Below are 25,080 nucleotides of genomic sequence, written 5' to 3'. Positions count from 1 at the left end.
GAGTTTGTTGCGTCGCGGGTGCCGGAGTACATGGTGCCGTCGGCGTTCGTGGTGGTGGACGCGCTACCGATGACCGTGAACGGCAAACTGGACCGGCGGGCGCTTCCGAAGCCGGAGTACAGCACGGGTGCGGGTCGGGCTCCGGTCACCGTCCAGGAGGAACTGCTCTGCACGGTGTTCGCCGAGGTGCTCGGTGTGGAGTCGGTCGGCGTCGACGACAGCTTCTTCGGCCTCGGCGGACACTCCCTGCTCGCTGTCCGGCTGGCATCGCGGATCCGTGCGGTGCTCGGTGTCGATGTCGGGGTGCGGGCGCTGTTCGAGGCGCCGACGGTGGCGGGACTGGCGGCCCGGCTCGCCGCCGGCACCGACCGGACACGTACGCCCCTGCGGGCCTGGGAACGGCCGGAGCGGGTACCGCTGTCGTTCGCACAGCGACGCATGTGGTTCCTCGCCCAACTCGAAGGGCCCAGCGCCACCTACAACATTCCGCTGCCGATCAGGATGAGTGGCCTGGACGCCACGGTGCTGGAGCAAGCGTTCCGCGATGTGATCGCCCGGCACGAGTCGCTGCGTACCGTCTTCCCGGCGGTGGACGGCGAGCCCTACCAGCACATCCTCGACCCCCACGACCTGGACTGGGAACTCCAGGTCAGCCAGGTGGAACCCGGTGAGCTGGGCCGTGCCGTGGGCCGGGCGACGGAATACACCTTCGATCTGTCGGCCGAACTGCCGATCCGGGTATGGCTGATCGAGGCCGGCCCCGATGAGCAGATGCTCGTCGTCGTGATGCACCACATCGCCGGCGACGGTCTCTCGATGGGACCGCTGAGCCGCGATCTCTCCAGGGCATACGCGGCGCGGCTGCGCGGCGAGGCCCCCGAGTGGCGTCCGCTGCCGGTGCAGTACGCGGACTACGCGCTCTGGCAGCGGGAACTGCTGGGGGAGGAGACCGACCCGGAGAGCCTGCTTTCGGAACAGGTCGAGTACTGGCGCCGGACACTGGCCGGGGCCCCGGAGGAACTGGCACTGCCGACGGACCGGCCGAGGCCGGCCGTGGCGAGCCACCGGGGTCACCGCGTCGGGCTGCGACTGTCGGCCGAGATGCACCAGCGGTTGGCGGAGCTGGCGCGGGCCGAGGGCGTGACGGTGTTCATGGTCCTCCAGGCCGCCCTGGCCGTCACAGTGTCGCGGATCGGCGCCGGTACGGACATTCCGGTCGGGGCGCCCATCGCGGGCCGCACCGAAGAGGCCCTGGACGATCTGGTCGGCTTCTTCCTCAACACGCTGGTGATCCGGACCGACCTCTCCGGCGACCCGGAGTTCCGTGAGGTGCTCGGCCGGGTACGGGAGGCCAGCCTCGGCGCCTTCGCCCACCAGGACGTGCCCTTCGAACGCCTGGTGGAGGAACTCGCCCCCTCCCGGTCGATGGCACGGCACCCGCTGGCCCAGGTCGTCCTGACCATGCAGACCACCGGAGACGCGGCACTGGACATGCCTGGTGTCAGCACCGGCGGCGGCACCGGAACCGGCGGCGGTGATGGCCGTGACAACGCCGACGGCAGTGACAGCCGAGGCAGCGGCGCCGGGCTGGACACGGGTGACTCGGCCCTCGTGAAGTTCGACCTGTGGGTCTCCCTCGTGGAGGCGTACGACACCCAGGGCCGACCGGCGGGCCTGCGCGGAGCGCTCACGGTGGCCGCGGACCTGTTCAACGCGCCTGCGGCCGGGCGTATGGCCGACTGGCTCACACGGGTGCTGGAGACGGTGTCCGCCACCCCGGACGCACGACTGAGCGCGGTGGAGGTCCTTGACGCACCGGAGCGGGACCGGGTGCTGCGCGAGTGGAACGACACCGCGACCGACCCGGAGACGGCGTCGGTGGTCGAGCGGTTCGAGACCCAGGTCCAGCGGACGCCGGACGCCGCGGCCGTGGTCGCGGGCGGCGAGAGCCTCACCTTCGCGCAGCTCGGCGGGCAGGCTGATCGGTTGGCGTGCTACCTGCGTGACCTCGGCGTGGGACCTGAGTCGGTCGTCGGTCTGTGCCTCCCGCGGGGCGTGGAGATGATGACGGCGGTTCTCGCGGTGTGGAAGGCGGGGGCGGCCTACCTCCCCCTCGATGTGGAACTTCCGGTCGAGCGAATGGCGTTCATGCTGGCCGACAGCGGCGTCCGGCTGGTGGTGGGGACCGAGGAGGCACTCGATGACCTGCCTGCGGGCCAGGTGCAGATGGTCGCCGTCGACGACCCTACGACCACTGCCCTGCTGGAGGGGTATGCAGGCGGGGTGTCCCCCAGGGTGACGGTGGATCCGTCGGGACTGGCATACGTCATCTACACATCAGGTTCCTCGGGTGTGCCGAAGGGGGTCGGTGTCACACAAGGGGCGCTGGCCAACTACGTCAGCTCTGTGTCGGAGCGGTTGGGCTGGTCGGAGCCGGGTGTCCGGTATGCGCTGTTGCAGGCGCAGGTGACGGACCTGGGGAACACGGTGGTGTTCGCGAGCCTCACCACCGGCGGGCAGCTCCACGTGCTCGACGCCGAGGCGGTCACAGACCCCGAGGCGGTGGCGGGATACCTCGCCGACCGGTCGGTGGACGCGTTCAAGGTCGTCCCGTCGCATCTGGCCGCGCTGACCGGCGCGGTGGGTGTGGAGCGCCTGCTTCCGGCCCGGTCGTTGGTGCTGGGTGGTGAGGCGGCGTCGGTGGGTTGGGTGCGGGAGTTGGTGTCGACGGCTCGGTCGGCTGGGCGTCGGGTGTTCAATCACTACGGTCCGACGGAGACCACCGTCGGTGTGTCGACCGCCGAACTCACACCGGAGGCGGTGTCGGGTGGTGTGGTGCCGATCGGTACGCCGATCGCCAACACCCGTTTCTACGTCCTGGACGACCGGCTGAGTCCCGTACCGGTCGGCGTGACCGGCGAACTGTATGTGGCGGGCGCCGCACTCGCTCGCGGCTACATCGACCGCCCGGCGCTGACAGGTGAGCGTTTCGTGGCGTCCCCGTTCGACACGGGTGAGCGGATGTACCGTACCGGCGACCTGGTGAGGTGGACGTCTGCCGGTGAGCTGGTGTTCCTGGGCCGTGCGGACGACCAGGTGAAGATCCGGGGCTTCCGGATCGAGCCCGGTGAGATCGAGACCGCCCTGCTCACCCACCCGGAGGTCACCCGGACTGCGGTGGTCGCCCGCGAGGACACTCCCGGCGACAAGCGACTCGTCGCCTACGTCGTCGCCGACACCGACACGGACACGGTCGCCGTACGTGACTTCGTGGCCGCGCGGCTGCCCGAGCACATGGCCCCGGCCGCCGTCGTAGCACTCCCCGAACTCCCGCTGACCGCCAACGGCAAACTCGACCGCAACGCACTCCCGGCACCCGAGTACGCGAGCGGTGGCGGCCGAGGGCCGGCCACACCGGAGGAAGAGACGCTGTGCGCGGCCTTCGCCGACGTCCTGGGCCTGGAGTCCGTCGGTGTGGACGACAGCTTCTTCGACCTGGGCGGGCACTCCCTGCTGGCGGTCCGCCTGGTGTCCCGGATCCGTGTCGTGCTGGGCGTCGAGGTCGAGGTACGGACGCTGTTCGAGGCACCGACGGTGGCCGCCCTCGCGGCCCGGCTGGCCGAGCAGGGCGGAGGGCGCGCGCGGATGCCGTTGCGGGCTGCGGCCGAACGCCCGGAGCGGGTGCCGTTGTCGTTCGCTCAGCGACGGCTGTGGTTCCTGGGCCAGTTGGAGGGGCCGAGCCCGACGTACAACATCCCCACGCCGATGCGGGTCAACGGTGTGGACGCGGCCGTGCTGGAGACGGCGTTCCGAGATGTGCTCGGCCGGCACGAGGCGCTGCGGACGATCTTCCCGGCGGTGGACGGCGAGCCGTACCAGCACATTGTCGACCCGCGGGACCTGGACTGGGAACTGGAGGTGTCCGAGGTCGCTCGTGAGGAGCTGCCGGACGCCATGGGCCGGGCGATGCGGTACGCGTTCGACCTGTCGGTGGAACCGCCCGTCAAGGCGTGGCTCTTCACAGCCGGCGCGGACGAGCAGGTGCTGCTGGTGGTCGTCCACCACATCGCCAGCGACGGCTGGTCCCGCGGCCCGCTGGTACGGGATGTGACCGCGGCCTACCAGGCGCGACTGGCGGGACGAGCCCCCGACTGGGCGCCGTTGCCCGTGCAGTACGCCGACTACACCCTCTGGCAGCGAGAGTTGCTCGGCGACCCCGAGGACACGGACAGCTTGCTGTCCCAGCAGGTGGAGTACTGGCGGCACACGCTGGCCGGAGCGCCGGAGGAGCTGTCGTTGCCGGTCAGCCGCACGCGCCCGGCGATCGCCAGTCACCGCGGGCACGCCGTCGGGTTCCGGGTGCCCGCCGATGTCCACCAGAAGCTCACGGAACTGACGCGGGCCGAAGGTGTCACCGCGTTCATGGCGTTGCAGGCCGCGCTGGCGGTGACCCTGTCCCGGGTCGGAGCCGGTACCGACATCCCCATCGGGTCGCCGATCGCGGGCCGCGGGGACGAGGCACTGGACGATCTGGTCGGGTTCTTCCTGAACACGCTGGTGATCCGCACCGATCTGTCCGGGGACCCGGAGTTCCGGCAGGTGCTGGGACGGGTGCGGGAGGCGAGCCTCGGCGCGTTCGCCCACCAGGACGTGCCGTTCGAACGGCTGGTGGAGGAACTGGCCCCCGAGCGTGCGATGGCCCGCCACCCGCTGTTCCAGGTCACCCTGACCGTGCAGAACATGGAGCAGTCGAGTGCCCAGTCGCCGGGCGGGCCCGGCGGCGGTGAGAGTTCCGCCGACGCCTCGGTGCCGCTGCCCGCCAAGTTCGACCTCGACGTGGTGATGGTCGAGCAGTTCGACGGTGAGGGCCGGGCAGCGGGCTGGACCGGGGTGATGACCGTCGCGGCGGACCTGTTCGACGAGTCCGCGGCGGCCCGGTTCGCCGGCTGGTTCACCCAGGTGCTGCGGGCGGTGACGCACGCGCCGGACCTGCGATTGGGCGCGGTCGACATCCTCGCGGCCGAGGAGCGTGAACTGCTCGTCGGCGGATGGAACCACACCGTCGCCGAGGTGCCCGGGACGTCGGTGGTGGAGTTGTTCCGGCGGCAGGCGCGCACCCGCCCGGACGCCATCGCGGTCGCCGGCCCGGTCCCAGCGGTCGCGGTCTCGGCGGACAGCGCTGACGTCCTGGCCGACAACGCCGACGTCGTGGCGGAGGATCCCGATGTCTCCTACGGCGAACTGGACGCCGAGTCGGACCGTCTCGCACTCGGTCTGATCGGCATCGGAGTAGGACCCGAGTCGGTGGTCGGTCTGTGCCTGCCGCGCGGCGCCGAACTGGTGACGGCGATCCTCGCCGTGCTCAAGACAGGCGCGGCGTTCCTGCCGGTCGACCTCAGGCTCCCGATGGACCGCGTGGCGTTCATGCTGGCCGACAGCGGCACCCAACTCGTGCTCGGCACCCGGGAGACCCTGGGTGACATCCCGGTCGGCCGGATGCCGATGCTCGCCCTGGACGACCCGGCGGCCTCCGCCCTGCTGGGTTCCCACACCATGACCGGGCTGCCCGAGACAGTGATCGACCCGGCCGGACTGGCGTATGTGATCTACACCTCGGGGTCGACGGGCACCCCGAAGGGAGTCGCCGTGGCCCACGCCGGACTCCTCAACCTGGTGGCCGCGCAGAGCGAGCGGTTCGCCGTCGAACCGGACTCGCGGGTCCTGCAGTTCGCGTCGGTCGGCTTCGACGCGGCGGTGTCGGAAGTGTTCGTGACCCTGTGCTCGGGCGCGTCCCTCGTCATGACCTCTGCCGATGAACACGCACCGGGCAGCGGTCTCGTCGGCCCGGACCTGTATCGCGGCATCACCCATGCGACACTGCCTCCGGCCCTGCTGAGGACTCTCGACGACACCGACCTCGCCTCGGTGGTCACGCTCGTCTCCGCCGGTGAGGCGCTGGACACCTCGCTCGTGGAACGCTGGGCGCCCGGTCGGCGACTCATCAATGCCTACGGTCCTACGGAGACCACGGTGTGCGCGTCGATGTCGGCGCCGCTCGCGCCCACCGACCAGCCCACCATCGGCACGCCGATCACCAACGCCCGGGCGTTCGTGCTGGACGACCGGCTGAGCCCGGTACCGGCCGGGGTGCCCGGCGAGCTGTATGTCACCGGCCCCGGTGTGGCACGTGGATATGTGGGACGGCCCTCGCTCACCGCGGAACGCTTCGTGGCGTGCCCGTTCGGCTCCGGCGGGGAGCGGATGTACCGCACGGGAGACCTGGTCACCTGGACCTCGGACGGCCACCTGCTCTTCCTCGGCCGATCGGACGAGCAGGTCAAGGTACGCGGCTTCCGCATCGAACCCGGCGAGATCGAGGCCCTGCTCCTCACGCACCCCGACGTCGATCAGACCGCGGTCGTCGCCCGCGAGGACATCCCGGGTGACCAGCGCCTGGTCGCCTACGTCGTACCCGCCGACCCCGACGGCGGACTCGAAGGCGACGACGACCCCGACCGCCTGCGCGCGTTCGTGGCGCGCAGGCTGCCCGACTACATGGTGCCCGCCGCGGTGATCCGCCTGGCCCAGTTGCCGGTGACGGTCAACGGCAAGCTGGACCGCAAGGCACTCCCGGCGCCCGAGTACGCCACCGGCGCGGGTCGCGGCCCGGCCACAGCCCAGGAGGAGATCCTCTGCGCGGCGTTCGCCGAGGTGCTGGGTCTTGCGTCGGTCGGGGTGGACGACAACTTCTTCCAGCTCGGCGGCCACTCCCTCCTCGCGGTCCGGCTGACCTCACGGATCCGTGTCGTGCTGGGCGTGGAGGTCGAGGTCCGCTCCCTGTTCGAGTTCCCGACGGTGGCCGCGCTCGCCGCCCACCTGGCCGAGGGCGCCCGTCAGGCACGTACGCCGCTGCGGGCCTGGGAGCGGCCGGAGCGGGTGCCGCTGTCGTTCGCGCAGCAGCGCCTGTGGTTCCTCGGCCAGCTCGAAGGGCCGAGCCCGACCTACAACATTCCGATGCCGGTCCGGCTCAGTGGTGTGAACGCCACGGTGCTGGAGGAGGCGTTCCGGGATGTGATCGCCCGGCACGAATCGCTGCGGACGGTCTTCCCGGCCCTGGACGGCAAGCCGTACCAGCAGATCCTCGACCCGCGCGACCTGGACTGGGAACTCCAGGTCAGCCAGGTCGAACGCAGCCGACTCGGCGAAGTCATGGGGCACGCGATGCGCCACGCCTTCGACCTGTCGACGGACGTACCGGTCCGGGCATGGCTGTTCGAGACCGGCCCGGACGAGCAGGTACTGGTCGTGGTGATGCACCACATCGCGGGCGACGGCTGGTCGATGGGCCCGTTGAGCCGGGACCTCTCCATCGCCTACGGGGCACGGCTCCAGGGGCAGGCCCCGCAGTGGCGTCCCCTGCCGGTGCAGTACGCGGACTACGCGCTGTGGCAGCGGGAGCTGCTGGGGGAGGAGTCCGACCCGGAGAGCCTGCTGTCGCAGCAGACGGCGTACTGGCGCCGGACGCTGGCCGGGGCGCCGGAGGAACTCGCGCTGCCGGTGGACCGCCCGCGACCGGCGATGGCGAGCCACCAGGGACACCGGGTGGCGCTGCCGGTCTCGGCCGAGGTGCACCAGCGGATGACGGAGCTGGCCCGGACCGAGGGCGTGACCGTCTTCATGATCCTCCAGGCCGCGCTGGCGGTCACCCTCTCACGGATCGGTTCCGGCACCGACATCCCCATCGGGTCGGCGATCGCGGGCCGTACGGATGAGGCGCTGGACGATCTGGTCGGCTTCTTCGTCAACACCCTGGTGATCCGGACCGATCTGTCCGGGGACCCGGAGTTCCGGCAGGTGCTCGGCCGGGTACGCGAGGCGAGCCTCGGTGCCCTGGCCCACCAGGACGTGCCCTTCGAACGCCTCGTGGAGGAGCTGGCCCCGTCCCGGTCGCTGGCACGGCACCCCGTGTTCCAGGTCTTCCTCAGCCTCCAGAACACGGGCGAGGCATCGCTGGAACTCCAGGACGTACGCACGGGCGCGGGTACCGGCGGCGCCGGCTCGGGCCCGCTCGACGGAGGGGCTCCGGAGCCCGCCAAGTACGACCTGAACTTCGCCGTCGCCGAGATGTTCGACGGGGAGGGGCGTCCGGCGGGGTTGCGGGGTGCGGTGACGGTGGCGGCGGATCTGTTCGAGGCGTCGAGTGCGGGGCGGATCTCGGAGTGGTTCGTGCGGGTGGTGGAGACGCTCACGGCGGCGCCTGATACGCGGTTGAGTGCGGTGGATGTCCTTGCGTCCGATGAGCGGGAGCTGGTGCTTCATCGGTGGAACGCGACGGCGACGGCCGGGGTGGGGGCCGGTGTTCTTGAGCGGTTCCTGGATCGTGTCGCGGTGGCTGCGGACGAGGTGGCGGTGGTCGCGGAGGGCGTGGAGCTGACGTACGGGCAACTCGGTGTGGAGGTGGACCGGATCGCGGGGGGTTTGCGGGAGTTGGGTGTGGGGCGTGAGTCGGTGGTGGGTCTGTGTCTGCCCCGGGGTGTGGGGATGATCGCGGGGGTGCTGGGTGTGTGGCGGGCGGGTGGGGCGTATCTGCCGCTCGACCCGGGGATGCCGGCGGAGCGGACGGCGTTCATGCTTGCGGACAGTGGTGCGGCGGTGGTGGTGCTGGACGGTGGGGTGGAGCTGCCCGGGGGCGGGGTCGGTGTACCGGTGGTCCGGTTGGACGAGCTGCCGGAGCGGGTGTCTGTCCCGCTGCCTGGGGTGGTGGATCCGTCGGGGCTGGCGTATGTGATCTACACATCGGGTTCGTCGGGTGTGCCGAAGGGGGTCGGTGTCACACACGGGTCGCTGGCCAACTACGTCAGCTCTGTGTCGGAGCGGTTGGGCTGGTCGGAGCCGGGTGTCCGGTATGCGTTGTTGCAGGCGCAGGTGACGGACCTGGGGAACACGGTGGTGTTCGCGAGCCTCACCACCGGCGGCCAGCTCCACGTGCTCGACGCGGAGGCGGTCACAGACCCCGACGCGGTGGCGGGATACCTCGCCGACCGGTCGGTGGATGCGTTCAAGGTCGTCCCGTCGCATCTGGCCGCGTTGACCGGCGCGGTGGGTGTGGAGCGTCTGCTTCCGGCCCGGTCGTTGGTGCTGGGTGGTGAGGCGGCCTCGGCGGGCTGGGTGCGGGAACTGGTGTCGACGGCTCAGACGGCTGGGCGTCGGGTGTTCAATCACTACGGTCCGACGGAGACCACCGTCGGTGTGTCGACCGCCGAACTCACACCGGAGGCGGTGTCGGGCGGTGTGGTGCCGATCGGTACGCCGATCGCCAACACCCGTTTCTACGTCCTGGACGACCGGCTGAGCCCGGTACCGGTCGGTGTGACGGGTGAGCTGTATGTGGCGGGCGCCGCACTGGCCCGCGGCTATATCGACCGCCCGGCGCTGACGGGTGAGCGTTTCGTGGCGTCCCCGTTCGACACGGGTGAGCGGATGTACCGTACCGGGGACCTGGTGAGGTGGACGTCTGCCGGTGAGCTGGTGTTCCTGGGCCGTGCGGACGACCAGGTGAAGATCCGGGGGTTCCGGATCGAGCCCGGTGAGATCGAGACCGCCCTGCTCACCCATCCGGAGGTCACCCGGACTGCGGTGGTCGCCCGCGAGGACACTCCCGGCGACAAGCGACTCGTCGCCTACGTCGTCGCCAGCGCCGACACGGACACGGTCGCCGTACGTGACTTCGTGGCCGCGCGGCTGCCCGAACACATGGCCCCGGCCGCCGTCGTAGCACTCCCGGAACTCCCGCTGACCGCCAACGGCAAACTCGACCGCAACGCACTCCCGGCACCCGACTACACCGCCGGTTCCAGCGGCGCGGACACTCGGCGCAACCTCGCGACCAGCTTGGAGTACATCGTCAGCGAGGCGTTCGCCGAGGTCCTCGGGGTCGAGGAGGTCGGCTACGACGACGACTTCTTCCGGCTCGGCGGGCACTCCCTGCTGGCGGTCACGCTCGTGACGCGGCTCCAGGAGAAGGGCGTCACCACGTCCGTGCGCAATGTGTTCGCCGCGCCGACCGTGAGCGGAATCGTCCGTCAGCTGAACCTGGCCTCCGTCAGCGACTCACTCAACAGGGTTCTGCCGATCAGGACCGAGGGCGACCGGCCGCCGTTCTTCTTCGTCCACCCGGCCTCCGGGCTGAGCTGGTGCTACCGGCCGCTGGCGCGGTACGCCACCGACGGCATCCCGCTGTACGGACTCCAGGCCGCCGGAATGGACGGCCAGGACGCGTTGCCCGAGAGCATCGACGCGATGGCGGCGGAGTACGTCGAGCAGATCCGGGCCATCCAGCCGCACGGCCCCTACCACCTGCTCGGCTTCTCGTTCGGCGGTATCCCCGTCCACGAGATCGCGGTCCGGCTCCAGGCAGCGGGCGAGACCGTCGCCGCGCTGGTCGTCATGGACTCCTACCCGTCCCCGCCTCCGGGCAGCGAACCCCAGCGGCCGGCCGACGCCGGGCAGCCCGCGGGCCCCGCCCCCGTCCGGCCCCCCGAGGGCGCGGCGCCCCGGCGACCCGATGGCGTCGAGGACGACGAGCGGGGCGCGGAACGCCCGGCGCCGGACGAGCGTGATCCGGAGACGCGTCTCCAGGAGGCCGCGGCGCGGATCCGGCAGGAGGTCGGCGGGATCATCGACGGCATCTCCGACGAGGAACTGCTCCTCATCACGAAGATCTTCCGTAACAACACGACCCTGCGCAGGCGGCACGAATCCACCCTGTTCGACGGTGACATGCTGCTCTTCGTCGCGGAGGGCGCCGGTGACAGCGACGCCACGCCGGACCTGGACGAGCGACGGCAGCGCTGGGAGCCGTACGTCCAAGGGACGATCTCGACGGTGGGCATGCCCTGCAAGCACACCGATCTGATGCTCCCCGACATGCTGAGTCAGGCATGGCAGGCCATCGCGGCCTGGATGGAGGAGCGCGGCACGCAGTCCGGGTCATGAACGCGAGCCGCCCCCGGCCCGAGGGCCAGGGGCGGCAACGGGTGCGTGTAGGTGGAAGGGGAGAGCTGACGCGACCGGCGGAGGCAGGGTTGCTCAGAGCGGTAAGGCTGGTGTCACCGTCGGCGGGACAGGCGTCGGAGCGACCGGCCCGGTGACGGCGCCAGCAGGCCCGGCGTCAGAGCGACCAGCCCGGTGTCAGCGCCAGCAGGCCCTGCGTCAGAGCGACAAGGCCGGCGTCAGCGTGGGCAGGGCGACCCGTACCGCCAGGCCGCCCCCCGCGTTGGCCGTGGCGTGCACGGTGCCGCCGTGGGCGTCGGTGATGGCGGCGACGATCGACAGCCCCAGGCCCGCGCCCTCGCCGGGCCCGGTACGGCGGGCGTGCAGCCGCCGGAACGGCTCGAACAGCTCCTCGACCTGCTCCGGGGGGACCTCGGGCCCGCTGTTGCAGACCAGCAGCCCGGTGTCGGGCGCCAGCTCGACCAGGACGTATCCGCCGGCGTCGTTGTACCGGATCGCGTTCTGCACGAGGTTGGCGATGAGACGGGTGAGCAGCACCTCGTCGCCCGCGACGGAGACCGGTTGGGTGGTGACGTTGAGGGTGACACCGCGGCGCTCGGCGAAGCGGAGCTGTTCCGAGATGACCTGGTCGACCGCGACCGTGAGGTCCACCGGAGCGAGGGCGTTGAGCCCCTGCTCCCCTTGCGCGAGGACCAGCAGGCCCTCGATGAGCCGTTCGGAGCGCTCCGTGGCGCGCAGCAGCTCACCGCGGATCTGGGCCACCCGCTCGGGCGACGGGTCGGCGAGACCGATCTCGATGGCGGTGCGCTGGATGGCGAGCGGGGTACGCAGCTCGTGGGAGGCGTTGGCGACGAAACGGCGCTGGCTCGCCATGGAGCGGTCCAGCCGGTCCAGCATGGCGTCGAAGGTGTCGGCCAGTTCCTTCAGCTCGTCCTGCGGTCCCGTCAGCGCGATGCGTTCGTGCAGGGTGGACAGCGACAGACGGCGGGCCGTGGCGGTGACATGGTGCAGGGGGCGCAGCAGTCGGCCGGTGAGCCACCAGCACACCGCGAAGGCGAGGGTCATGATGACCGCGCTGGCGATCACACTCACCATGAGCTGCATGCTCGCCAGTTCCTGCTGGAGCTGGGCCTTCTGCATGACGACGAAGGTCGAGTTGGTGGGGGGCCCGTCGAGGGGGGCGGTGACGGACGGTTCGTACGGCAACTGCGAGCACGGCGAGTCCTCCGGCCGTAGATCGCAGGGAATGCCGGCCATCTCGCCGGGCGAGACGAAATTGTCCACCTTGTCGTCGACGGCCCACTTCTGGAACCGTTGCGCGACGATGAGCACGGAGAGGCTGATCACCGTGAAGACGCCGCCGTAGAGCAGGGTCATCCGGGCCCGCACGGAGCCACCGAACATCAAGGGGATGCGCCTGACGATCCGTAGCAGCCTCACGACCTGTACCCGCTTTCTGCGATGGTGACCATGACGGGAGGGCCGTCGCCCTCGCCGGGCCCGTTCCATGGCCTGCTCACGCAGCGGTGGCCCGGGCGCCATTATCCGCAGGGTTCATTGGCGCAGAAGCCTGATAAGGAGGCGGTTACCACTTTCGGTCACCGTACGGAAACCCCGTCGCCGTCCCCACCTGATGTCGATTCATGCTTTCTCCCGCCTCCCCATGCTCCCTCATGTCCCCTCGCGTCCCCTCATGTCCCCTCGTGACCCTCCACGCCCACCCGGCCGGCCGGGAACGCGGCGAGGCCGACGACCGGTGAGGGCCGTCGGCCTGGGCAGCGGTGCCGGGGAGCGGGGCGCCGCTAGGTGCTGGTCTTCATGGCCTCGATGAGGCTCTTGGGCCGCATGTCGGTCCATGACTTCTCGATGTACTGGAGGCACTCGTCCCGCGGTGCCTCGCCGAACACGGTATTCCAACCGTCCGGCACATTCACGAAGACCGGCCACAGTGAATGCTGACCCTCGTCATTGACCAGGACCAGATAGTTTGCGTCGGGATCCTCAAAAGGATTGGGCACCGCACTGTCCTCACTTCTCGGCGACAAGGGACCTCAGCGACGGGCTATTTCACGGTGACATAGGGTGCGGGACGAATCAAGGCAACGGCACTTTGTGCTGTTCAACTGCGGCACCGCGCGGTTGAACAGCACCGCTCGGCCGTTGACGCCCGAGCGGCGCTGTGATGATTTAGTGTCCGCCGAGCGGCGAAGAAACGTACGCGCAACCAGTTCCTGGCGACCGGGCGGCACTGAAACGGCAGTTGAAAGTCCTGACGGGAGGGCCAGATGCCTGAAAGCCAAGAGCGGGCATTTCTCCGATCCAATGCGATCATCGAACCACTGGTCGACAGGTTCTACGCGTGGATGCATATCGTCGCGCCGGCTCAGGCGTCCATGAACCTGGCGAACGTACAAGTGCCGTTGCTCGAATCCTATCTGCACTCCCCGCAGGTACATGTGGCGGCGAGCAACAACCCGGCCCTGCGCGGGGGCTACTTCATCAACGTCGAAGAGGCGCGCGCCGCCGAGGTCAGCGAGCTGCTCGACACCATCAAGCGGGACCGCGCCGACATGCTCGCCTTCGCGGCCGGGATCGCCGAGGCCGACGACCTGCTGCGGCAGAACGCCACCGGCTTCGACCTCACCCCCCTCTACCCGAAGCTGCCGCCGGCGCTGAACGGGGTGGTGGAGCTGGCCTACGACACCAGCAACCAGGCGTCCGTCCATGTCATCGAGCCGCTGCTCTACCAGAGCACGGCCTTCGACCGGCGACGCCAGTCCGTGCAGCTGTCCCTGGACGACGGCGTGGAGCGGCCCTTCATCCTCAGCACCCCGCGCCTGCCCATGCCGCATGTGCTGGATCTGCCGATCCCGTTCGACCACCCGGGCCTGGACGCGCTGATGAAGGCGCGCGTCGAGGGCACCACCCTCGCCCGTCTGCGTGAGGCGCTCGAACTGGACGACGCCCAGGCCGCACAGCTCGGCCGGCTGCTCGCCCCGCAGCCCAGCCTCGCCCCCGACCGGCACATCGAGAGCGGCGGCCGGATCCGCTACTTCGGCCACGCCTGCCTGGTGCTCCAGAGCCCGGAGGCCGCCGTCGTGGTGGACCCCTTCATCAGCACCGACAACCGCCACGGCGACCGGTACACGCTGGACGACCTGCCCGACCACATCGACCTGGTGCTGATCACCCACGGGCATCAGGACCACATCGTGCTGGAGACCCTGCTCCAACTGCGCTCGCGCACCGACGCGATCGTCGTCCCCCGCTCCTCCCGCGGCAACCTGTGCGACCCGTCGATCGGCCTCTACCTCAAGTCCATGGGCTTCACGGTGATCGAGGTGGACGACTTCGACGAGGTGCCGCTGCCCGGCGGCGCGCGCGTGGTGGCCACCCCGTTCCTCGGTGAGCACTCCGACCTCGACATCCGCTCCAAGTCGACCTACGTCGTCCAGATCGCCGATCTCTCGGTGTTCATCGGCGCGGACTCCTCCGGCATCGACCCGGTGCTGTACCAGTACATCCGCTCGTACCTGGGCGACGTCGACAAGGCGTTCCTCGGCATGGAGTGCGACGGCGCCCCGCTGACCTGGCTCTACAAGGGCCTGCTGACCCGGCCCGTCACCAAGAAGATGAGCGACTCGCGCAAGCTGTCCGGATCGAACGCGGAACAGGCCGCCGCGATCATGACCGAGCTGGGCTCGGCCGAGGCGTACATCTACGCCATGGGCGAGGAGAGCTGGCAAGGCCACGTCATGGCCACGACGTACACACCGGACACGTACCAGATCAAGCAGATCGAGGAGTTCCTCACCTGGTGCAAGTCGAACGACGTCGCTGCCGAGCATCTGTTCAACAAGCGTGAGTGGCGCTGGTAAGAAGGACGGAACCGGGGATGCCGTATCTGCGCGCCAATGGAATCAGGCTCGCCTACCAGCGCACGGGCCAGGGTGAGAACGTTCTGCTCATCATGGGTTCGGGCGCGGCCGGCCATGTGTGGGACCTGCACCAGACGCCGGCGCTGCGGCGGGCCGGCTATGCCCCGGTGACCTTCGACAACCGCGGCATCCGGCCCTCGGACGCCCCGCCGGGCAAGTACGCGCTGGCGGACCTGGTGGCCGACACCAAGGGCCTGATCGAGGCCCTGAGCCTGGCGCCCTGCCGGATCGTGGGCAGTTCCCTGGGTTCACTGATCGCGCAGGAACTCGCGATCAGCGATCCGCACCTGGTCCGCTCGGCGGTCCTGATGGCCACCCGGGGCCGGTCGGATGTGCTGCGCCGGGCACAGGACGCGGCGGACCGGGCCCTCCAGGAGAGCGGCATCAAGCTGCCGGCGAAGTACCGGGCCGTCAACTCGGTGCTGCGCATGCTCTCGCCGAGGACCCTCAACGACGACCGGTCGGTGGCATCCTGGCTGGATGTGTTCGAACTGGCCGGCGACGCGGAGTCGGTGGCCAACGGTCAGGAGTGGATCGACACCCACCGGGACCGACGCGAGGCCCTCGGCACGATCACCGTGCCGTGCCGCGTCATCACCTTCGCCGACGATGTCATCACCCCGCCGCACCTCGGCGCCGAAGTGGCCGACCTCATCCCGGACTGCGACCTCGTGGAGATCCCCGGCTGCGGTCACCTCGGCCACCTGGAGCGCCCGGAGCAGGTCAACGAGGCGATCGTGGAGTTCCTCCGCAAGTACTGACGCTAGTAATGACGCACATACTGACGCGCGCACGGAAGTTCTTCGGGTGAGGGTGTTCCCGGTCGACGCCGGGGACACCCTCACCCGCGTTCACAGCCGATATCCGCTTCCCGGCACCGTCACGATGACCGGCGGATCGCCCAGCTTCGCCCGCAGCTTGCTCATCGTCACCTTCACGACGGTGGTGAACGGGTCGGTGTGCTCGTCCCAGGCCCGTTCCAACAAGTCCTCCGTGCTGACGACCGCGCCCTGGGCCCGCATCAGCACCTCCAGCACGGCGTACTCCTTGCGGGACAGCGACAGATAGCGCCCGTCGCGGGACGCCTGACGGCGTGCCGTGTCCAGGGTGAGGCCGCCGCGCTCCAGCACCGGAGGCAGCGGAGGGCCGGCCCGGCGCGCGAGAGCGTGGATGCGTGCCACCAACTCGTCGAAGACGAACGGCTTGGCCAGATAGTCGTCGGCTCCCAGATTCAGCCCCGTGACCCGCTCGTGGACGGCGGCGGAGGCCGTCAGCATCAGAATGCGCACCCGGCCCCCCATCTGGGACAGCTGGCGGCAGACGTCGTCGCCGTGCACCTTGGGCAGGTCCCGGTCGAGCACCAGGACGTCGTAATCATTGACCGCGAGGCGCTCCAGCGCGTCGGCACCATCATAGACGACGTCGACGGCCATCGCCTGTTCCCGCAGCCCTTCGGCCACCAGGTCCGCGAGGAAAGTCTCGTCCTCAGCCACCAGAATCCGCATGGCGAACATTGCCCCAGACGTGAGATAAGGGGACGGTTAACGCACGTGGTCACCCGGTGGAAACCTGTGGCGCCCCATGCTGGGTCCCATGACGTCATGCCGCTCGTCCCACCCCTGCCGGGGGCCTTGCCGCGGCAGGGGCCGGGCGGCCGGGGGAGCGGTCGCCCCCGGCCTGCGCGCGGCTGCGGCCGGGCCTCGATCAGCCGGGCGCGTCCGCCGTCAGCGACAGCAGAAGTTCATTCAAACGGGTGACGAACGTGTTCGGCTCGTCGATCTGGGCGCCGGCGGTGAGCACGGACTGGTCGAACAGGACATGCGCCCAGTCGGGCACCCGGGGGTCGTCCTGGCGGCGGTTGAGCCGCTCGATCAGCGGGTGATGGGGGTTGATCTCCAGGATCGGCTGGTTGGGCAGGCCCGATCCCCGCATGCGCTGCACGACCGTGAAGTCGGTCTCCGTCCCGTCGGCGACGATGCACGCCGGGGACGTGGTCAGCCGGCTGGTGACGCGTACGTCGAACGCCTTGCCCGCCAGATGCGCCTTGAGCCGGCCGAGGAGCGCGGCGTAGTCGGAGTCGGCCCGGTCGGCGGCTTCCTTCTCCGCGTCGTCGGCCAGCGCGCCGAAGTCCGGCGGGCCCTGGGTGATGGACTGGAGCCGGTGGCCGCGGTACTCGCGCAGCGGGCCGGAGACGACGAAGTTGTCGACCGCCTCGCCGAGCAGCAGCACCTCGATGTTCTTGGCGTGAAACGCCTCCAGATGCGGGCCCGCCGCGGCGGCGGAGAGGCTCGGGGCGAGCAGGTAGTAGATCTTGTCCTGCCCCTCCTTCATCCGGCCCGTGTAGTCGGCGAGCGAGACATCGGCGTCCTGGGCCCGGGAACGGGTGGAGGTGAAGCGCAGCAGTTCGGTGATGTCGTCCCGGTGCGCGGGATCGTCGGCGACACCCTGCTTGAGTACACCACCGAACTGCTTCCAGAATTCCGCGTATGTCGCCGGCTCGTTCTCCGCCAGCTCCTTGAACAGCTTCAGGACTCGTTTGACCGCGGTGGTCCGGATATGGTCGACGGCCTGGCTGCCCTGAAGGATTTCACGGGAGACATTCAGCGGCAGATCCGCGGAATCGACGACACCGCGCATGAACCGCAGGTAGTTGGGCAGCAGTTGCCCGGTGTCCTCCAGAATGAAAACCCGCCGGACATGGAGCCGAACGCCCTGGCGCGCTTGCGGGACCCACAGATCGTGCGGGGCGCGGGACGGAACATAGAGCAGCAGCGTGTATTCGTACCGGCCCTCGACCTTGGTGTGCAGATAGGCGAGCGGATCGGTGAAATCGTTGGTGAGGTGCCGGTAATAGGAGTGGTAGTCCTGCTCCCCGAGTTCGCTCCTCGGGCGCGCCCACAGCGCCGACGCCTCGTTGATCGCGGTGTCGTCCCGCGCCATGACGATCGGCTGGCTGATGTGGTCCGAGTACCGCTGGATGATCGAGCGCAGCCGGTGCTCGTTGAGCAGCTCTTCCTCGCTCTCGCGCAGTTCGAGGACGATCGTGGTGCCGTGCTCGGCGCGCTCGACGGCCTCCAGCGCGTACTCGCCCCTGCCGTCCGACGACCAGCGCACACCGTCGGAGGGCGGCTGTCCGGCTCGCCGGGTGGTCAGCACCACCCGGTCGGCCACGATGAACGCCGAGTAGAAGCCGACCCCGAACTGACCGATCAGCTCGGCGTCGCGGCGCTGGTCCCCGCTGAGCGCCCGCAGGAACTCGGAGGTGCCCGACCGGGCGATGGTGCCGATGTTGTCGATCACTTCCTGGCGGCTCATCCCGATACCGTTGTCGGCGATCGTGATCGTGCCCGCGTCCTTGTCGAAAGCGACCCGGATCTGCGGCGCCCGGTCCGGGTCGCTCTCCGCCCATTCGGGGTGCGCGTAGCGCTCGAACCGCAGCCGGTCGATCGCATCGGAGGCGTTCGACACCAGTTCACGCAGAAAGATGTCCTTGTTGCTGTAGAGCGAATGGGCCATGAGGTCCAGAATCTGGGCCGCCTCGGCCTGAAAGCGGTAGGTTTCCGGGTCCGACTTCAATGCCATCGCTTCCCACCCTGCGTCGACCGTCAAAGAATCCGATTCAAAGCGTCGGAGAATTCGGTCAAAGATAGGAAGCGTGGCACTGAACGGTCAACCGGCCGCCACCCGGCCGGGACGACCCTGGACAGGGGGACGGTCCGCTCAGCCGGCGGCGCGTACTCGCTCCTCGAACTTCACCCAGCTTTCGGCGTATTGACGTGCCAGATCGGCCGTCGACCTCGTGCAGTGCTCCGGCACCGCGGACACCAGTTCCGGCCACTCCTTCATGACTATCGCGTTGTGGTGAAGGAGCCGCAGCAACTCGCGCCCGATCTGGTTCTGACGCAGCGAAGGATCACGCGTCAGTTTCTCCAGGGTGTGGCGGGGGTCGAGTTTCTCCGGAACGGCCCGGCGCTGATTCCTCGGCTGTATCGTTTCCTCCGATGCCGAGCGGGTGTGGGTGTCCGGCTCGTCCACGGAGGGCAGCGCGCCGACCGGAGGATTGCCGACCGCCAGCCGTCTCTTGACGTCACTGGCGGTCGCGGGCGAGATCCCGGCGAGTCTGGCGACCTCACGCAGCGACGCCTGCGGGCGCGCGGCGAGCACCTGGGCGGCACGCAGCCGTCCCGCGGCGCTGTTCAGCGGGCGGGCCTTGCCGTCGATGCCGACCCGGGCCTTCACATGCGGTGCGGACAGGGACAGTTGGCGCCGCAGCGCGGCAACCGTCTTCGCTCCGAGCCCGGTGGCACGGGCGATGGCCCGGTCCGAGATCTGGGAGTGCGAGACGACGATCCGTTCCGCGGCGGCGCGGCGGTCCGCGAGCGAAAGCGGGAGGCCGTGGGCCATATTGGCTTGAACGGCACACAGGAAGGCGTCCTCCGTGCTGCCGTCGAAGAAGATCGCCCTGATGGTTTCTTCGCCACGCAAGATGGCGGCGAAGACGCGATGCACTCCGTCGATCACCTGCATAGTGCGCTTGTTGACCACGATGGGGGGAAGTTGGTTTTCGGTTTCTGCCAGACGAATGATGTGCTCGCGGTCCTGTCCCTCGATACGCGGAGACTCTCCTAGGAGAAGCGTCGAGATGAGGATCGTCACGACGTCCTTCTCAGGTTCTGAGGGACGCCTATGTGTCGAACTGTTGTGAGATTCCTGTAGGACAGGGGCAGCGGTGCTGGTGCCGTCGTGCTGTTGCCGCATGGGATCACCTCGCGTGCGGGCGCGGGCCATTTCGCGGGGGGAGGTGCCCATAATGTCACACGTCAGGTAAATCCTGTCTAGTGCTATGACCAGCACGGTTCGGTGGTATACGGCTGCATCAAGTTTTTGCCGACTTTTGTAGGTTCTTGAGTGGGTGAACTCTTTTCGTCATCGGTTTGAGCCGGTGCGACATGGTCAGGAGAGGACTCGAACGAGGTTTGTGATGCGGATGGGTCGGTAGGTGTCGAGTTACCCGGCGGTTTTTTCTTGAGCGCTACATGGGGCGGATCGGCTGCCGTGTGCCGCGGACAGGTGGACATTGCTCCCCGCCCGATCCGGGAGCGGACCGTGGGCACAGCGGGACGCGACACGGCAGGGCGCGGTACGGCACGGCAGGGCACGACACGGCGCAACCGCCGGTCGTGCCGTGTCGTGCCGTACCGACATCGGCTCAGCCCGCCGGAGCCGGCGGGCTGTCCTGACCTCGCGTGAGGCTCGGCGAGCGGACCACCCGCTCGTCCAGCGCCTGGGCGATCTCCAGCCAGGTCCCCGCGTTCTGCCGTGCCAGGGCGATCACCAGCGCGTCGCAGTGCGCCGGTACCGCCTCGGCCAGTTCGAACCACTTGTGTCCGCCGATGACGTTGAACTGAAGGAGGCGCAACAGCCGCCGCCCCAGCTCCGCGTTGCGGACCGCGGGGTCGTGCAGCAGCGGCTCCAGCAGGGACGCCGCCTGTTCACCCGGCTCCTGCGGCCCGTCGCGCCGGTGTTCCGGCTGCGGTGGCGCGGCGGTGACGGCCGGTCGCGGTGGCTCTCCGACGATGCTCTCGCCGGAGAGGAGCCGCTTGCGCACGTCGCTCGCCGTGGCCGGTGAGATTCCGGCCAGCCGGGCCACCTCCCGCAAGGACGCCTCCGGGTTCCGGGCGATCACCTCCGCCGCCCGCTGCCGGCCCGCCGCCCGGTCCACCGGGCGCACCCGGCCGTCCCGGCCGACGCGGGCGTTCAACTGTGATTCGGAGACAGTTGAACGCCGGATCGCGGCCACGCTCTTCGCCCCGAGGCCGGACACCCGGGCGATCGCCCGGTCGGACATATGGGGATGAGAGGTGATGAGCCGGGCCGCCGCCGCACGCCGGTCCGCCTGTGACAGCGGCAGACCGTGCTGTGTGTTGGATTCGACGGCGAGCAGGAACGCGTCATTCCGGGAGACGTCGACGAGGAGGGCCGGGATGGTCTCCCATCCTCTGAGAATCGCGGCCAGGACGCGGTGCACGCCATCGACGACCTGCATGGTCCGCCGGTTCACCAGGATCGGTGGAAGGGGCGATTCGCTTTCCGCCAGCTGTTCTGTGTATTTCTTGTCCTGGCCCGCCAGGCGGGGCGAGTCGCCGAATTGAAGCAGTGAGACGGGGATATCGGTCAATTCCCCGGCCATGGTTCCGTTCGCATGGGCAGGCGATCCATCGTCCGAGTCGACGAGAGCGCCATTCGCTCCGGAACCTAAAACATTCTCTCCGGAATCAAGCTTGTTCACACCATCCCCCTGTGGTGTAGTGGTGTGTGGGAAGAATCGGCGCCTACGCATCGGCGCAAAAAAATTACCCACACCGCAAGAGTGGCGTATGGGCAATGGAATGCGTCAGAGGCGGGAATCGCTGCGCGTAAACAAAAAGGGTCGCTTTTTGTGTGTTTATGCAGCAGCTATCGATGGTGGTTGTTCAGCCGAACGCTTCTCGAACACCCGTAGCCTCGTAGCCCGTGGCGTATGGTCGCTATGCGCCGATGGTCCGATGTTAGTCGGGGGTGTTGCGGTGTCAACTGCGAGGGCCGGCCGAGGGAATGGATATGGTCACTATGGAAGACGTTCTAGTTGTCGGCGCCGGATTGATTGGGACCTCGGCCGCGCTCGCCCTCAAGGCGCGTGGTGCTCATGTGCACCTGCGGGACGCCGATCCGGACACCGCGAGGATCGCGGCATCCCTGGGCGCCGGCACGGCGGACGCCCCGCGCGAGACCGTGGACCTGGCCCTGGTCGCCGTACCGCCGACGCTGGTGCCCGAAGTCGTCGCCGGTCTCCAGGCCGAGGGCGTGGCACGGCACTACACCGATGTGGCCAGTGTGAAGGCCGGACCGCAGCGCGACATCATCGCCCTCGACTGTGACACCACGCGCTATGTCGGCGGTCACCCGATGGCCGGCGGTGAGCGCAGCGGGCCGCTCGGCGCCCGGGCGGACCTCTTCGAGGGATGCAACTGGGTGCTCACCCCGACGCCCGACACGGAGACCGAGACCCTGAACACCGCGCTCGAACTCGTCACGATGTGCGGGGCGGTACCCGTGATGATGGAAGCGACGGCGCACGACCGCGCGGTCGGACTGGTCTCGCACGCCCCCCATGTGGTGGCGAGCCTGGTCGCCATCCTCCTGGAGGACGCCGAGGAGCGCGCCGTGAGCCTCGCGGGCCCGGGCGTGCGCGACCTCACCCGTATCGCCGCCGCCGACCCGGGGCTGTGGATGGACATCCTCGGCGCCAACGCGCCCGTGGTGGCCGACCTTCTCGACGAGTTGTCCGCGGACCTGTGCGACGCCGTCGCGGGACTGCGGGCCATGGCGGCCACGGACGAGGACAAACGCGGCGGCGGCGCGCGCACGGTCGAGATCCTGCTGCGCCGCGGCCAGTCGGGGCGGGCCCGGATCTCCGGCAAGCGCGGCACCAGGCCCGAGCAGTACGAGACGGTCACGGTGCTGATAGGCGACCAGCCGGGCGAACTGGCCAGACTCTTCACCGATGCCTCCAGCGCCGGGGTGAACGTGGAGGACGTGCATCTGGAACACTCCGCGGGCCAGCCCACCGGACAGGTCCATCTGAGCGTGACCCGGGATCTCGCCGAGGTGCTCGTGGGCGCCCTGCGCGGGCGCGGCTGGCGTCAGCGCTGAGCGGACCGCGGGGACGCCGTCGTAGACCTTGGCGGCGCGGGCCGCGTCGCCGGCGAAGCGGGTCGGGGCCCGCCGGCGGCCCGGTCGGGTGCCGTTCGACCCGGCGGAGACCGGACACGGCACGCCGTTCCGGGACCGTGCTTCGCCGCGGGGCCGGGGGAGTACTACGATCAGTACGCGGCGGGCAAGGGGCCCGGGTGGTTGGGGATGCTGATGGCGACTGGTTATGTGGTGCGGTTCGACAGTACGAGGGGCTACGGGTTCATCGCCCCCGAGGGGGGTGGTGAGGACATCTTCCTGCATGTGAACGACCTGCTGATTCCTGAGGACTACCTGCGCTCGGGACTGGCGGTCGAGTTCGAGGTCGCGGACGGTGACCGCGGGCAGCGGGCCTCGCACATCCGGCTCCCCGAGGGTGCCGAGGTGCCGGTCGTGCCCGCCGTGGCGAGGGGCGGGGCACCCGCGCAGGGCCGGGTCGCGCCGGCCGTGACCGGGATCCCGGGACGCTCCGCGTCCGCCGGGACGTCCCCGGTCGGCAGGTCGCCCGACGGGAGGGCGGCGGACGACGCCATGACGGCGGACGGCGAGTACCCCGTGTGCGATGTGCTCACGGGCGAGGAGTTCACCCGGGACATCACCGAACTGCTGCTGAAGGCGGGACCCGGCCTCACCGCGGCCCAGATCCTGCAACTCCGCGATGAGCTGAAGAAGTTCAGCGAGAGCCACGGCTGGATCGAGGACTGACAGGTCCGCGCCGGACGCGCGGAACCCCGTAGGAGACAGTGACCGGACGCCCTGGCCGCGTCCGGTCACTGGGTTTTTCCCACCCTCGACCGTCCGGCGGCACTGCTCGATCGGGAGCCGTCGGCCCGGCGCGTTCAAGTGTGTGACGCGCCAGTTGAACAAACCGGTCCCACCTTGTTCCCCCGAACCGTCCCACGCCATAGTGCGGGGGACGAGCACCTCGCGTCCTGGGTGGCGCCCGCTCGGCGCCGGATCGCCGAGAACCGTCAGGTGCTGGTTCTCTTCCGCGAGATTGAGGGCGCACATGGTGGATGAGCTGAGGTTTCCCCGGTCGAAGGCGCCAGGCGAACCGTTGCTGGAAAGATCCTCTGCCCGGACTCACCCGGGGGGATCGTCACCCGACACGGTGCATCCGTTGTTCCTGCGGGACCTCATATTCCCGCGCTCACCCGCACCTGAGCCGTCGGCGCCGCCCACCGCAGCGCACGGCTCCTGCGCGCACCTTCCCGCAGCCCGCATCCCTTACGCACGGCCCGCACAGGCCCCCGCCCCCACCGTGCGGTTCCCGCGCTCGCGCGCACAGGCCGACGCCGCGCCCCCGCCGCCCGTCCCCGTCGCGGCGCCCCCGCACACCATCACCACGGCCGGCCTGGGTCCGGAACCGCACGACACGTTCCTCCACCTGGGCCGGACCCGGGCGCCCGCCACGCTGAGCCGGCTGGGCGCGGCGTTCGGCCTGGACGCCGCCCAGGCGGAGAGCCTCGCCGTCCTGCTGGACCAGTCGGCCGCGCCGCGACCGTACCGGCACATCGACGTCGGCGGACGCATCCGCTACTTCGGCCACTCCTGCCTGGTCCTGCAGACCCCCGGGGGCGCGGTGGTGACCGACCCCTTCATCAGCGCGGACGGCGACGCCGACGACCGCTACGACCTGGACGACCTGCCCGACTTCATCGACCTGGTCCTCGTCACCCACGGGCACCGGGACCCGATCGTGCTGGAGACGCTTCTGCAACTGCGGGGCCGTATCGGCACGATCGTGGTGCCCCGCTCCCTGCGCACCCCGGAAACCCCCTCCACCGGCCGGTACCTCAGCCGCCTCGGCTTCCCCGTGGTCGAGGCCGCCGACTACGACGAGTTCGCCTTCCCCGGCGGCAGGGTCGTGGCCACCCCGTTCCTCGGTGAGCGCGGCACCCCGGACCTGCGCGGGGAGTCCACGTACTGGGTCGAACTGGCCGGCCGGTCGGCGTTCATCGGCGCCGACTCCTCCGGACTCGACCCCTCGCCCTACCGCTGCATCCGCCGGCATCTGGGCACCACCGACTACGCGTTCCTCGCGGTAGGGTGCGACAACGCCCCGCCGGCCTGGCTCCACCACCCCCTGTTGACCCGGGGCCGCGGCACCGGTGACACGCACACCCACCGGGCCCCGGACTGGAGCGCGGGGCAGGCCGCCGCGATCATGACGGAGCTGGGGGCCGGGCAGGTCTACGTCCACCCCGTCGGCGCGCGGCCCCGGCCCGCGCACCTCATGTCCACGATCCACCCCGCCGACCCGCGCCAGGTGCAGCAGATCGACGGGTTCATGACCTGGTGCGCGGATCACGGCATCACGGCCGGGCACCTTCTCCATCAGCAGGAATGGTGCTGGTGAGGCAGCCCGGCCGGCACCCCCGCCCCGCACCCCGTACCG

The 25,080-nt window shown here is 69.7% G+C and carries 12 protein-coding genes; 6 read left to right on the top strand and 6 right to left on the bottom strand.

Annotation, left to right across the window (positions count from 1 at the left end):
* Positions 1–18 precede the first annotated feature (18 nt).
* Positions 19–10,995, top strand: a complete 10,977-nt coding sequence (locus ACIQNG_RS22120; protein WP_401487147.1) for an amino acid adenylation domain-containing protein — start codon at positions 19–21, stop codon at positions 10,993–10,995.
* Positions 10,996–11,211: 216 nt separating this feature from the next.
* Here the strand turns inward: ACIQNG_RS22120 and ACIQNG_RS22115 are convergent, their stop codons facing one another.
* Together ACIQNG_RS22115 and ACIQNG_RS22110 are read right to left on the bottom strand one after the other, a co-directional pair.
* On the bottom strand, positions 11,212–12,453 hold the full coding sequence (locus ACIQNG_RS22115; RefSeq protein ID WP_401440600.1) for a sensor histidine kinase: 1,242 nt from the start codon (positions 12,451–12,453) through the stop codon (positions 11,212–11,214).
* Positions 12,454–12,815: 362 nt separating this feature from the next.
* On the bottom strand, positions 12,816–13,031 hold the full coding sequence (locus ACIQNG_RS22110; protein WP_401440599.1) for an MbtH family protein: 216 nt from the start codon (positions 13,029–13,031) through the stop codon (positions 12,816–12,818).
* Positions 13,032–13,298: 267 nt separating this feature from the next.
* Between ACIQNG_RS22110 and ACIQNG_RS22105 the strand changes: the two genes are divergently transcribed.
* Together ACIQNG_RS22105 and ACIQNG_RS22100 are read left to right on the top strand one after the other, a co-directional pair.
* Entirely contained in the window at positions 13,299–14,891 is a 1,593-nt protein-coding gene (locus ACIQNG_RS22105) for an MBL fold metallo-hydrolase (RefSeq protein WP_401440597.1), read from the top strand.
* Between the two features lie 17 nt (positions 14,892–14,908).
* Positions 14,909–15,712 carry an alpha/beta fold hydrolase gene (locus tag ACIQNG_RS22100; RefSeq protein WP_401487144.1) on the top strand — a complete coding sequence of 268 codons (804 nt, stop codon included), beginning with the start codon at positions 14,909–14,911 and terminating at the stop codon, positions 15,710–15,712.
* Between the two features lie 90 nt (positions 15,713–15,802).
* Here the strand turns inward: ACIQNG_RS22100 and ACIQNG_RS22095 are convergent, their stop codons facing one another.
* The 4 genes from ACIQNG_RS22095 to ACIQNG_RS22080 form a co-directional block, all read right to left on the bottom strand.
* Positions 15,803–16,456 (bottom strand): response regulator transcription factor, encoded by a 654-nt coding sequence (locus tag ACIQNG_RS22095; protein ID WP_401487142.1) that lies wholly within the window; start codon positions 16,454–16,456, stop codon positions 15,803–15,805.
* Positions 16,457–16,655: 199 nt separating this feature from the next.
* Positions 16,656–18,533, bottom strand: a complete 1,878-nt coding sequence (gene htpG, locus ACIQNG_RS22090) for a molecular chaperone HtpG (protein ID WP_401487140.1) — start codon at positions 18,531–18,533, stop codon at positions 16,656–16,658.
* Between the two features lie 138 nt (positions 18,534–18,671).
* A complete protein-coding gene (locus ACIQNG_RS22085) occupies positions 18,672–19,607 on the bottom strand; it encodes a ParB N-terminal domain-containing protein (protein WP_401440592.1) in 936 nt (311 codons plus the stop codon).
* 553 nt (positions 19,608–20,160) lie between these two features.
* Positions 20,161–21,240, bottom strand: a complete 1,080-nt coding sequence (locus ACIQNG_RS22080) for a ParB N-terminal domain-containing protein (protein ID WP_401487138.1) — start codon at positions 21,238–21,240, stop codon at positions 20,161–20,163.
* Positions 21,241–21,560: 320 nt separating this feature from the next.
* Here ACIQNG_RS22080 and ACIQNG_RS22075 point away from each other — a divergent pair, with 320 nt between their 5' ends.
* The 3 genes from ACIQNG_RS22075 to ACIQNG_RS22065 all read left to right on the top strand — a co-directional run bounded on the left by ACIQNG_RS22075 (position 21,561) and on the right by ACIQNG_RS22065 (position 25,041).
* Positions 21,561–22,643 (top strand): prephenate dehydrogenase, encoded by a 1,083-nt coding sequence (locus ACIQNG_RS22075; protein WP_401440605.1) that lies wholly within the window; start codon positions 21,561–21,563, stop codon positions 22,641–22,643.
* A gap of 213 nt (positions 22,644–22,856) precedes the next feature.
* Positions 22,857–23,387: a cold-shock protein gene (locus ACIQNG_RS22070; RefSeq protein WP_401440603.1), complete on the top strand. Its 531-nt coding sequence runs from the start codon at positions 22,857–22,859 to the stop codon at positions 23,385–23,387.
* 556 nt (positions 23,388–23,943) lie between these two features.
* On the top strand, positions 23,944–25,041 hold the full coding sequence (locus ACIQNG_RS22065; RefSeq protein ID WP_401487136.1) for an MBL fold metallo-hydrolase: 1,098 nt from the start codon (positions 23,944–23,946) through the stop codon (positions 25,039–25,041).
* The last annotated feature ends 39 nt before the right edge of the window (positions 25,042–25,080 follow it).

The sequence above is a fragment of the Streptomyces sp. NPDC091377 genome, from assembly GCF_044757045.1.
GTDB lineage: Bacteria > Actinomycetota > Actinomycetes > Streptomycetales > Streptomycetaceae > Streptomyces.
This window is presented reverse-complemented; position numbering and strand designations above follow the sequence as displayed.

Excerpts from the sequence above, each read along its gene's own strand:
- ACIQNG_RS22105 (WP_401440597.1), top strand. The coding sequence starts at position 13,299 with ATGCCTGAAAGCCAAGAGCGGGCATTTCTCCGATCCAATGCGATCATC.
- ACIQNG_RS22100 (WP_401487144.1), top strand. The coding sequence starts at position 14,909 with ATGCCGTATCTGCGCGCCAATGGAATCAGGCTCGCCTACCAGCGCACG.
- ACIQNG_RS22095 (WP_401487142.1), bottom strand. The coding sequence starts at position 16,456 with ATGCGGATTCTGGTGGCTGAGGACGAGACTTTCCTCGCGGACCTGGTG.
- htpG (WP_401487140.1), bottom strand. The coding sequence starts at position 18,533 with ATGGCATTGAAGTCGGACCCGGAAACCTACCGCTTTCAGGCCGAGGCG.
- ACIQNG_RS22075 (WP_401440605.1), top strand. The coding sequence starts at position 21,561 with ATGGAAGACGTTCTAGTTGTCGGCGCCGGATTGATTGGGACCTCGGCC.
- ACIQNG_RS22070 (WP_401440603.1), top strand. The coding sequence starts at position 22,857 with ATGGCGACTGGTTATGTGGTGCGGTTCGACAGTACGAGGGGCTACGGG.